10 protein-coding genes are annotated in these 11,150 nt (G+C 67.4%); 3 read left to right on the forward strand and 7 right to left on the reverse strand.

Annotated elements, in window-relative coordinates; translation table 11 throughout:
* The first annotated feature begins 19 nt into the window (after positions 1-19).
* Both LT970_RS13340 and LT970_RS13345 read left to right on the forward strand, forming a co-directional pair.
* Positions 20-1,294 (forward strand): MFS transporter, encoded by a 1,275-nt coding sequence (locus LT970_RS13340; RefSeq protein ID WP_232688848.1) that lies wholly within the window; start codon positions 20-22, stop codon positions 1,292-1,294.
* A gap of 186 nt (positions 1,295-1,480) precedes the next feature.
* The gene (locus LT970_RS13345) at positions 1,481-2,635 is read left to right on the forward strand and encodes a cobalamin-independent methionine synthase II family protein (RefSeq protein ID WP_232688849.1); all 1,155 of its coding nucleotides are present in this window, start codon (positions 1,481-1,483) and stop codon (positions 2,633-2,635) included.
* Between the two features lie 37 nt (positions 2,636-2,672).
* Here LT970_RS13345 and LT970_RS13350 read toward each other — a convergent pair whose 3' ends face one another.
* Positions 2,673-4,163 carry an aldehyde dehydrogenase family protein gene (locus LT970_RS13350; RefSeq protein ID WP_232688850.1) on the reverse strand — a complete coding sequence of 497 codons (1,491 nt, stop codon included), beginning with the start codon at positions 4,161-4,163 and terminating at the stop codon, positions 2,673-2,675.
* A 166-nt stretch (positions 4,164-4,329) separates the two neighbouring features.
* On the opposite strand from LT970_RS13350, the gene LT970_RS13355 reads away from it, so the two are divergent.
* Positions 4,330-5,073 (forward strand): pirin family protein, encoded by a 744-nt coding sequence (locus LT970_RS13355; protein ID WP_232688851.1) that lies wholly within the window; start codon positions 4,330-4,332, stop codon positions 5,071-5,073.
* A gap of 523 nt (positions 5,074-5,596) precedes the next feature.
* Here LT970_RS13355 and LT970_RS13360 read toward each other — a convergent pair.
* The 6 genes from LT970_RS13360 to LT970_RS13385 all read right to left on the reverse strand — a co-directional run bounded on the left by LT970_RS13360 (position 5,597) and on the right by LT970_RS13385 (position 11,117).
* Positions 5,597-6,211 carry a TetR/AcrR family transcriptional regulator gene (locus LT970_RS13360; protein WP_232688852.1) on the reverse strand — a complete coding sequence of 205 codons (615 nt, stop codon included), beginning with the start codon at positions 6,209-6,211 and terminating at the stop codon, positions 5,597-5,599.
* Between the two features lie 76 nt (positions 6,212-6,287).
* The gene (locus LT970_RS13365; protein WP_232688853.1) at positions 6,288-7,325 is read right to left on the reverse strand and encodes an LLM class flavin-dependent oxidoreductase; all 1,038 of its coding nucleotides are present in this window, start codon (positions 7,323-7,325) and stop codon (positions 6,288-6,290) included.
* Between the two features lie 259 nt (positions 7,326-7,584).
* Entirely contained in the window at positions 7,585-8,379 is a 795-nt protein-coding gene (dps, locus tag LT970_RS13370; RefSeq protein ID WP_232688854.1) for a DNA starvation/stationary phase protection protein Dps, read from the reverse strand.
* Positions 8,380-8,568: 189 nt separating this feature from the next.
* Complete coding sequence (locus LT970_RS13375) at positions 8,569-8,724, reverse strand: DUF7557 family protein (RefSeq protein ID WP_232688855.1); 156 nt, start codon at positions 8,722-8,724, stop codon at positions 8,569-8,571.
* A 155-nt stretch (positions 8,725-8,879) separates the two neighbouring features.
* Positions 8,880-9,785 carry an acetamidase/formamidase family protein gene (locus LT970_RS13380; protein WP_232688856.1) on the reverse strand — a complete coding sequence of 302 codons (906 nt, stop codon included), beginning with the start codon at positions 9,783-9,785 and terminating at the stop codon, positions 8,880-8,882.
* 6 nt (positions 9,786-9,791) lie between these two features.
* Positions 9,792-11,117 carry an ABC transporter ATP-binding protein gene (locus tag LT970_RS13385; protein ID WP_232688857.1) on the reverse strand — a complete coding sequence of 442 codons (1,326 nt, stop codon included), beginning with the start codon at positions 11,115-11,117 and terminating at the stop codon, positions 9,792-9,794.
* Positions 11,118-11,150: the final 33 nt, after the last annotated feature.

The raw sequence follows: 11,150 nt of genomic DNA on the forward strand, positions 1-11,150 counted from the left end.
TTCCAGTTTCTTCGCACCTATGTCTTACTCACAGGGAATCAGGCGCAACTGGCGGCAGTTCGCACTCCAGTTGCTGACCGTGTTCGCAGTCGGGCTCACCATCGGCGCCGAGCGGAACGTCGTGCCGGTGCTCGGCCGGGACGTCCTCGGCGTCGAGTCCGTGCTCGTCATCGCCTCGTTCGTCGTGAGCTTCGGCTTCGTGAAGGCGCTACTCAACCTCTACGGTGGGAAGTGGTCGGAAACCTACGGTCGGAAGCCCATCCTCGTCGCCGGGTGGCTGGTCGCGTTGCCGATTCCAGTGATCCTCGTGCTCGCGCCGAACTGGTGGTGGATCGTCGCCGGAAACGTGCTCCTCGGCGTCAACCAGGGACTGGCGTGGAGCATGAGCGTGAACGCGAAAATCGACCTCGCGGGGAGCGACGCGCGAGGATTCGCAGTCGGACTGGACGAGGCGTTCGGCTACGGCGGCGTCGCCGTCGGCACCTGGGTCACGGGCGTCATCGCGGCGCAGTACGGTCTCCGTCCCGAACCGTTCTACTTCCTCGCGGCCGTCATCGTGCTCGCGCTCGTCGCCGCCGTGCTGTTCGTAGACGAGACGCTGCCGTACGCGCGAGCGGAGGCCGACGAGCAGGCCGATAGCGAGGACGCCGACTTGCCGTTCGCCGAAGTCCTGAAGCGCGCGACCTACGGCGACCGCACGCTGTTCGCGGCGGCCCAGGCTGGTAGCGTCGAGAAGTTCGTGGATGCGCTGGTCTGGATTGCGTACCCGCTGTACCTCACGGCCGCCGGCCTCTCGCTCGCACAGGTCGGCGTCGTCGTCGGCGTCTACGGCGGCGTCTGGGGTGTCCTGCAGTTGTACACGGGTCGCCTCGCCGACCAAGTCGGCCGGCGACCGCCGGTCGTCGCGGGGATGTTCGTCGCGGGCGCAGGCGTGCTCCTGACAGTGCTCGTCCAGGGCTACTGGCTGTGGATCGGCACGGCGGCCGTGACGGGCACCGGGATGGCGCTGCTCTACCCGAACCTCATCACGGTCGTCGGGGACGCCGCACATCCGTCGTGGCGGGCGACCGGTCTCGGCGTGTACCGGATGTGGCGCGACGCCGGCTACGGTTTCGGTGCAATCGTCATCGGCGTGACCGCCGACCTGGTGTCGACGACCGCCGCGTTCTACGTCGTGGCGGCGGCGATGTTCGCGTCGGGCCTCGTCACGCTCGCCTGGATGCGCGAGACCCACCCGGACCGCGAGGCGGCCCGCGGCGAACACGGCACCGTCGACGCGGTGGACGCCGACTAACCACTCGAGGCACAGCACCGCTTTCCGGTACCGGGACACCGTGTCGTGCTGGTTGGACTGGAATACTGGCGGGTCTTACTGGATTAGAATACTGGCAAGTATTATTGGGTAGGAATCCCAGCAGGCTCTGCACCAGGCGGAATACCGTGAGTTATATTACTCCCAACGATTATTACCGATTATCAGATGACGGCGAACCACGACACCATCCCCACGACGCACATCGGCAGTCTACCTCGACCGCCGGAACTGCTCGACCTCCTCGAGAAACAACAGGACGGAGTGGACGTAGACCAGGACGACTGGGACGCGACCGTCGCGGAGGCCACCCGGGACGTCGTCGAACGTCAGGCTGAGGCCGGCATCGACGTCGCGAACAACGGCGAGCAGTCCAGGGTCTCGTTCAACTGGTACGTCGCGGACCGCCTCAGCGGCATCGACGGCAAGCGCGAGCAGGAGCTCTGGGCCGACCTCCAGGAGTTCCCGGACTACGCCGAGGAGACGTTCAAAACGGACGTCATCGACCTCTCGATGCAACCAGTCATCACCGGTCCCGTCGAGTACACCGGCCACGACGAGGCTGAAGCCGAACTCGCGGAGTTCCGGGACGCCCTCTCCGCTGCCGACGCCGACTTCCAGGACACGTTCGTGACCTCGGCCTCTCCCAGCGTCGTCACCGCGACGCACGTCGACGAGCACTACGGCGACTACGAGGAGTTCCTGTTCGCGGTCGCGGACGCGATGGCCGAGGAGTACGAACTCGTCGCGGAGACCGGCGCGACCCTCCAGATCGACGCTCCGGAACTGCTCACTGTCGGCCACACGGCGGCGTACGCGGACGAACCCCTGGAGGCGGTCGAGGCGGCGACGCGCCTCCACGTCGAGGCGCTCAACGAGGCGCTGTCGAACGTCCCCGCAGATCAGGTCCGACTCCACACCTGCTGGGGGAGCTACGAGGGCCCTCACCACCTCGACACGGGCCTGGCCGAGTTGCTCCCGGAGGTCTACGAGGCCGACATCACCGGACTCAGCGTCGAGCAGGCCAACCCCCGCCACCAGCACGAGTACCGCGCGTTCGACGAGCACCCGGTTCCCGACGGCTGGACGCTGATTCCTGGCGTCGTGGACGTGAAGACGAACATCATCGACCACCCCGAGACCATCGCTGACCGCCTGGAGCGGGTTGCCGACGCAGTCGACGACGCGACGCCGCTGGTCGCCGCGCCCGACTGCGGGTTCGGTACGCAGGCCGGCCTCGGGATGGTGGACCCCGAGATCGCGTGGGCGAAACTCGAGGCGCTCGACGAGGGGGCCGAACTAGCGGCCGACCGCATCTACTGACGGTCGGTGCGTTGCCGACGGTCAGCAGTCGGCGTCCCTAGATGGGGTAGTCGCGGTGGTCGTGCTGGATCGAGATCCACTTCGTCTCCGTGACCTCGTGGAGGAACGCGTCGCTGTTGTACGTTCCCATGCCGGAGTCGCCGGTGCCGCTGAACGGGACGTGAGCTTCGTCGTTGATCGGTTGGTCGTTGATATGGACGTTCCCTGTCTCCATGCGGTCGGCGATGTCTTTCGCGACCTCGAGGTCGCCGGCGTGGACCGCGCCCGAGAGCCCGTACTCCGTGTCGTTGGCGATCTCGACGGCCTCGTCGACGTCCGAGAACGGAATGACGGGAGCGATGGGGCCGAAGTGCTCGTTGCACGCCGCGGACATGTCGTTGGTGACGTCCGAGAGCACGGTGGGTTCGACGAGCAGGGAGTCCTCGACGCCCTCCATCTGGACGGTCCCGCCGCCGGTTTCGAGGGTGGCGCCGGCGTCGACGGTCTCCTCGACGAACTCGAGCATCTGGTCGCGCTGGGACTCGTCGATGATCGGGGCGATCACGGTGTCCTCGTCGTGGGCGCTCCCGGTCTGCAGGGCCTCTGCGCGCTCGGTGAGTCGCTCGACGTACTCGTCGTAGACGTCCTCGTGGACGACGTGCCGGTTGATGGAGATACACACCTGGCCCTGGTGGACGAACGACCCGAAGGTCGCGGCGTCGATGGCCCGGTCGAGGTCGGCGTCGTCGGTCACCACGAACGCGTTGTTTCCGCCGAGTTCCATCGCGGGGATGGCGAGGTTCTCGCCCGCGAGTCCCGCGACGTGCTGGCCGACCGACGTCGACCCCGTGAACGAGACGACGTCGCTCTCGGGGTGGCCGGCGACGCGGTCACCGATGTCTGACCCCTTCCCGGTGACGACGTTGATGACGCCGTCCGGGAGGTCGGTCTCCTCGAACAGTTTCGCGAACAGCAGGCCACCCGTGATGGGGGAGTTCGTGGACGGCTTGAGGACGACGCTGTTCCCGGCGGCGATGGCCGGCGCGACCGCCCGCATCGAGAGGTTCAGCGGGAAGTTCCACGGCGAGATGACGGTGACGACGCCCTTCGGCTCGCGCTGGACGAGGTTCTCCTTGCCGGGGATGTTCGAGTCGGCGTGCTCGCCTTTCATCCGGCGCGGGAGCGTCGCCGCCTCGCTGGCGTGGTCGGAGGCGATCTGGATGGACGTCTCGCCCATCAGCGGCGACCCGCCGACCTCGTGGGCGAGCAGGTCGACGATCTCCTCGCTGTGCGCGTCGAGTGCCTGCAGGAACTGCTGGACGACGGCCTGTCGATGCGCGGGCGGCGTCTCCGCCCACTCCTCCTGTGCGTCCGCGGCCGCCTCGTAGGCGGCGTCGACGTCCGCGTTCGTCCCCGCTGGAACGTCAACGACGGTCTCGCGAGTCGAGGGGTCCTCGACGGCCAGGGTGTCTCCGCTCTCGCTGGCCGTCCACTCGCCGTCGATGTGGAGCGCGTTCCAGTCGGCGTCGATCGAGAAATCACTGGGCATTGCGGTTTACCAGATGGTACACGACCGGAAAAGGGAGAAGGTCCCAGAGAGCGCCACCGGTTCGTGCCCCCTCGATGCGACCGTTGCCTCCGTCTAAGCCGCCTGCCAACCCGGGCCGCTCTCCCCTTCCAACACGCTTTACCGTCCGGTAAACGAACGGCGGCGTATGGACCAGTCCGAGACCGGCGCGGAGGGGCCGCTGCCCGGTGAGGCCGTCCGCCACGGCACGGGCGTGAACTCGAACCGCGCGTTCCCGACGAACAACCACCCGAGCAACCTCGACCCGTTCGTGCTGTTCGAGCGGTTCTACATCGACCCCAACGAGGGGTTCCCGATGCACCCCCACCGCGGCTTCGAGATCGTCTCGTACATGGTCGAGGGCGGGATGGCCCACGAGGACTCCCTCGGCGTCACGAACACCGCAACCGAAGGCGACGCGATGCGCATCACGACCGGAAGCGGCATCCGGCATTCGGAGTTCCCCGCCGACGGACAGGGATGCAACGGTCTCCAGCTCTGGGTGAACCTCCCCCAGGCTGAGAAGGACGCCGACCCCGACTACGTCGACGCGACGGCCGCCGACCTCCCGACGGAACAGGTGGACGGCGCGACGGTGACGACGGTGGTCGGCGGCGGGTCACCACTCGAGTTGCACACGCCGATGGAGTACCTCGACGTCGAGGTGACCGGCTCGTGGACGTGGTCGGTGCCCGACGACTGGTCGGGGTTCCTCTACGGCGTCTCCGGCGACGGTACAGTCGACGGCGCGGCGTTCACCGAGGGCGACGTGCTGCCCGTCACCGACGCCAGAGGCGTCGAACTCGAGACCGAGGACTCACTCCGGGTGGTCGCCGTGTCGGGGCGTCCACACGGCGAACCCATCGAGCAGCGCGGTCCGTTCGTGTTCTGACCCGCACTCGACCCGGCACGACCCGCGTCCGACGACCACTCCGACCTTAGTTTACCAGTCGGTAAAATTTTACCACGGGCGGGAGTAGCCGACACTGGCAGTGAGGTGCTGCCGGAGTCGTGGACGGATTCGCGTCGCCGTTCTCACACTCAGGTATTCGACCGGCATCCGTCTACGCTCCTCGAACCGACGACCAGAGCGCGCTCGATCTGTTCTATCGCCTACCCGCCCGCAGGTCCTGGCTCGGTCGAACTCCTCAGCGGCTATCAGATCTCTGCGCAGGTTGGTAGGCAGAGGCCACACGGAGACAAGAACTATGCTCTGGTCGTTCGTACCTCACGTCATGGCGGATGGCCCCGACAAGCGAAATCCGCTCGCGCCCTACTTTCCGAGTGACACGCCTCGAGTCCCCACTCTTGGGCAGTCCAGAGGCGCGCTCGCCCTGTTACTCATCTTCGCTTTTAGCCTTCTTCTCTTCATCGTCTTCTGGGGGACCGCCCTCCTGTAGGAACGAAGGAGACTGTCAATTCGTCGGATACAGCGAATCGAGAACGAACTCGTCGATGGCCTCCCGGGCCTCCGCCGGGGCGTCCTCGTGACCGAGCGAGAGTCGTCGCTCGCGAGCCGCGTGAATCACGTCCGTGATTAGTTGCCCGAGCAACTCGGCGTCCACGTCCCGGAATTCGCCCTGCTCGATGCCGTCCTCGACGACGTCCACGATGCTCCCCCGCAGACGGTCGTAGTGCTCGTCGAACAGCTCCCGGTGTTCGTCGTCGTTCTGGGCGTACGCGTACAGTTCGTGGTACACCTTCATGCGGTCCCAGTGCGTGAACTCGTCGAACCCGGGGCCGAACAGACACTGGTCGATGCGGGCGTCGAGTTCCGCGCGCGGCCTGCCGGCCGCCTCGACCTCGACGCTCCCCTCGTACTGGTCGATGACGTACTCCAGGAACGAGGACAGCAGGTCGTACTTGCCGTCGAAGTGGTAGTGGATGAGCTGACGGGACAGCTCCATCTCCTCGCCGATGTCCCGCACCCGCAGGTCCGTGTACCCGTGCTCGCTCAGCGCGCGGAAGGTGGCCTCCATGATGGCCTGGCGAGTGTCCTTCGAGTCGGCCGTCCCCTCCGAGTCACTCATTAGTGGATTCTCGGGCCAGCGGACACATATCGTTTCTCCATCCGAGTATCGCCCACGGACCGCGATGACACCGCCGTCACCGCGGCGTGAGGTCCAGGGCGTCCGCGAGCAGTTCGTGAGAGCGCAGCGTGTCCTCGTGGTCGGCCAACTGGCTCTGGATCACGACCTCCTCGACGCCGGTCTGGTCGGTCATCTGGTCGAGTTGCTCGCGGACGGTTTCCGGACTCCCGGAGACCGCACGCGGCCACTCCCCCGGCTCGATGGGCATCGGCGTCGGGTCAGGGACGCCCCCGAGCACGTCGATGGCGTCCTCGACGGAGTGGAGGGGTAACTGGTCGACGCGTCCGCTCCGGAGCAACTCGTGGGAGGCTTCCGCCGTCGCGCGCAACCGCGCGGCCTCCTCGTCGGTGGGCGCGCACGTCACGTTCACGGCTATCGCGCCACGGGGCTCCTCGGGGCCGGCGCCGAACGACGACGGCTCGAAGTTCTCCCGGTACGTCTCGAAGGCCTCCACTGCCGGCCCGGGCCGGATGAACGCCGCGAAACAGTACCGGAGCCCGAGTTCGCCCGCGATGGCGGCGCTCGAGGGACTCGAACCGAGCACCCACACGTCCGGAATCGTCTCCGCGGCGCGCGCTAACTGGAGGTCGCTGAACGGATGGTCAGCCTCGAAGCCGTCGTAGAGGTGGGCGGCGACCTCGTGGATCTTCTCGGCGTGGTCGTCGGTGCCGCGGCGCTGCTGGCTGCGGTCCTGCTGTAACGCGAGGTCGCTCGCCGGACTCCCGGTCGCGCGTCCGACCCCGAGGTCGATGCGGCCCGGCGCGAGCGCGTCCAGCACGCTGAACGTCTCCGCGACCTTGTACGGGCTATAGTGGTTGAGCAGTACGGTCCCCGACCCGACGCGGATGTCCTCGGTCTTCGCGGCGACGTGGGAGATCAGCGCCTCCGGCGTCGTGCTCGCGACGGAGTCGGTGAAGTCGTGGTGTTCGGCCACCCAGAACCGCGAGTACCCGAGGTCCTCGGCGTGCTGGGCGCGCTCGACGGTGCGCTCGAACGCCTCGGTCGCACTGCCGTCAGCGGGCATCGGCGCGAGGTCGACGATGGATGCGTCCACGACCACGCGTAGGGCGACCTGCGGCAAAACGCGTCCGGATGCGGCAGGCCACTCGCTCGGACGCCGGAGTCAGCGCGTCGTCCGCGTTAACCCCCGGACGCGGCGTCCGACCGGCACGAGGACTGACGGCCTTCCAGCGACTGACGACCTTCCAGCGACTGACGGCCTTCCAGCGACTGACGACCTTCCAGGCGCCCGGGTCGACGTGGTAGTTGGTGGCGTCCGCCGGTGTCACAGGCGTTCGACTCGTCCGCCGGTGTCACCAGTCCCTGTGCTGCGTGCGCCGTCCTCGCTCCTCGAACCGCGTGCCACCGTCGGCACCGGCCGGACGCCGGCCGCGGGTCTGCGCGCCGCCGGACTGCGTGTCGCCGGTCTGCGCGCCACCAGACTGTGTGCCGGCACCACGTGTGCCACTCGACTGTGCGCTGCCCATCCGCGAATCGCCCATCGGCGTGTCGCCGGTCTGTCCACCACTCGGCCGGTTACCGCCAACTCCCGTCTCCCCGCCGGTCGCGGACACCTGCCCCTCGACGGCCGTCTGGAGGTGGGACTCCAGGAAGTAGAGGTACTTGTCCACCTCCCTGGAGAGTTCGGTGAACAGGTCGGCGGTGTCCTCGTCGCCGAACCCCGCCGTGTCGTCTATGTGCCGGCGGAGCGCGTTCGCGTGCTGGGCGACGTGGTCGGTCAGCCATTCGAGGTACTCGCCCTCGTCGACTGCGTTCGCCGGCGGCTCAGGGATGTGGCTCTCTCGGGCAGCCATCCGCGTCGTTCCCATCGCCTGGCCGCCGAGCGCGGTGGCGCGCTCGGCCAGCAGGTCGACGTGCTCGGAGAGCGTCTCCGCGAGTTCGTCGAACAGCAGGTGGAGCTGGTAGAAGTCCAGTCCCTTCACGTTCCAGTGCGCGAACTTGGCCTGGGACTGCAGGTCGGTGGTCGCCGCGAGCGCCCGGTTCAACGTCTGTATCACGGCCACCCGGCTCTCCTCGGGGAGGTCGACTGCGGTCCAGTAGAGATTCGTCTGCGTGCTCTGCCCGGCGTGCTGTTGGTGGTGTGTCATCGTGCTCCCTCGTCCACACGGACAGAACCAACGAGGAAAACGATAGTTCAGGAGTGGTTCCCATCTGGTTCCCCGGTCAGCCGTCGCCGACCAGGGGTGTTCTCGTCGACACTCCGGCTCGAGGAACCCAGACAGTCAGGGAGCCGTGCGTCGAGACGCTGTGTGTGACCGACGACGCGTACCGCCGTCTTACGGTTCGCCGCCGTACCCTTCCCAGAGGGACTCCCCCTCTGCCTCGTAGTGGTTGAGCAGCTCCTCGAGGAACTCCTCGTAGGCCTCGTCCTCCCTGACGTGTTGGTCCATCCGTTCCTTTAGCTCCTCGCTCACTTCGATGGTCACACCCATGCGGAGTCGTTCGACCGCGAACCGAATAAAGGTGCCCTCGCTGGGGGTTGAGAGGCTCGAACGCGGTGAGCCCGCGGAATTCGTACACACGACCCGGCCGCTTGCTCCACGGCGACCGTCCCGGCCGCTGCCGCTGCCGAGCGACGAGGGGTGGGTCAGAACGGGTTCGTGAGGTACTGCTTCGGAATCGCGTTCCGCGCCGTGACGAGGGGGTCGACGACCTGGCTGATCTCGAGGCCGCCGACGAGACTGGAGAGCAGATACGCGTCGGTGGGGTCGAGGTCGTGTTCCCGTTCGAGCAGGCGAACCAGGTCGCGGTTCGCCCGTTCGACGGCGTCCGCCATCGTTTCGGCGCTCGCGATGGTCTTCCAGCTATCGGCCGTCTCCACGAGCGGCCGCTGGAGGGTAACCTCGGGGTCGTCGATGACCCGGACGGTCACGTCGACGTCGGTCCCAATTTCGGCGCCCGTGCCGCACATCTCGCCGTCGGCCATCGCCGCCTTCGAATCACCCATCGCCAGCATAGCGCCGTCCTGGAAGACGGGGAAGTACGCGGTCGTCCCAGTGGTCACGTCGGTCGTGTCGAGATTACCGCCGTGGTCGTGTGGGACGAGCGTCGAGTAGGTGTCGTCCTCGGGGGCGACGCCGATGGTCCCGACGACTGGCTGGATGTCGATTTCGAGGTCACCGAACGTGATGGAGTCACCCTCGACGTCCGTTATTCGCGTGTGTGGGTGTTCGATATCGTCGTGGTCCTGCAGGAGGCCGAACCCGGGGGTGGTGACGACGCGACCGCGGTCCTCGTTGACGCGGACCTCCTCGATTTCGACCTCGAGCACGTCGCCCGGCGTCGCGCCCTCGACCGCGACGGGGCCGGACGCGGGGTTGACGTCGTCGGGGACCGACTCCAGAACCTGGTCTTCGGTCTGGATCTCGCCGTCCAGGCTGTCTATCGTCTCGAACGTAAGTGAGGCCCCGTCCTCGACGGTGTCGGCGGCCTCGAGGTCCGGCGAGAACTCGTGGATGCACGCGTCCTCGTGAGATATCGTCGTTCGTTCCATCGCGAACTACTCCCTCCCGTCACCGACGCGGTGGCAGGCCGCGGCGTGACCCGCGCCGACTGCCGTGGTCACTGGTGTCTCCTGCTCGCACGGCGACGGGAACGCGTCTCTGACTGCGCTCTCCGCGCCGGTCACGTCACCGGACGCGAGACACGTTGCGGCTTCGCGGACGGCGTCGCGTTTCGCTTCGGGGAGGGCGTCGAGGCTGGTGGGGAGCGCGGACTCGACGACGTAGTCGGCGATTGCGTCCTCGTCTGTGGCCTGTCCCCGGGATTCGAGTCGGCTGCGAACGGCGTCGGGGTCGATCTCGCCGTCGAGTACGCGACACCGGAACGTGAACGCGTCACGGAACGTCTCCTGGTCCGCGGTCCAGTCGTCGGGCGGGACGACGGCGGGACACCGCGTGTGGAACCGGCACCCAGACGGCGGGTCGGCGGGCGACGGCACCGTCCCCTCGAGGGTGGTGCGTTCGGTGCGCCGGTCGGGGTCGATGCGCGGCACCGCAGACAGCAGGCTCTTCGTGTACGGGTGATGGGGGTCGTCGAACAGTTCCTCGACGGGTGCGACCTCCACGATCTCGCCGAGGTACATCACGGCGACGCGGTCGGCGACCTGCCGGACCACGCTCATGTCGTGGCTGATGAACAGCATCGACAGCCCGAGGTCCGCCTGCAGGTCCCCGAACAGGTTCAGGAGTTGGGCCTGCACCGAGACGTCGAGTGCGCTCACGGGTTCGTCCGCCACCAGCAGGTCGGGTTCGAGCGTGAGCGCGCGAGCGACCGCGATGCGCTGTTGCTGGCCGCCCGAGAACTGGTGGGGGTAGCGGTCGACGTGGGCCGCCTTCAGGCCGACGCGCTCGAGGAGGTCCTTTGCGCGCTCCGCGCGCTCCTCGTCGCTGTCCCCGACCCCGTGGACCTCCATCGGCGTGGTGATGATGTCACGGACGGTCTGCCGGGGGTTCAGCGACGCGAGCGGGTCCTGGAACACCATCTGGAGGTCGCGGCGATACGGCCGCATCTCGTCGTCCGAGAGCCCCGTGATGTCCTCACCGCGGTACTCGATGGTGCCCGCGGTCGGCTTCTCGAGGTTCAGGACTGTACGTCCGAGCGTGGACTTCCCGCAGCCCGACTCGCCGACCACCGCGACCGTCTCGCCCTCGCGGACGGTCAGGTCGACGCCGTCGACGGCCTTCACGCTCGGCGGGGCGCCGAGCAGGTCGTCGAGGACGCCGCTCGAGCGGTCGTAGTGTTTCTTCAGGTCGCGCAACTCCACGAGTGGCGCGTCCGTCGCCGTCGCGTCTGTGGTCGACTCGTTCGGTGTGTCAGTGCTCACAGTTGGTCCCTCTCAGTCGGTTTCTCACAATCG

The sequence above is a fragment of the Halobacterium zhouii genome (assembly GCF_021249405.1).
Taxonomy (GTDB): domain Archaea; phylum Halobacteriota; class Halobacteria; order Halobacteriales; family Halobacteriaceae; genus Halobacterium; species Halobacterium zhouii.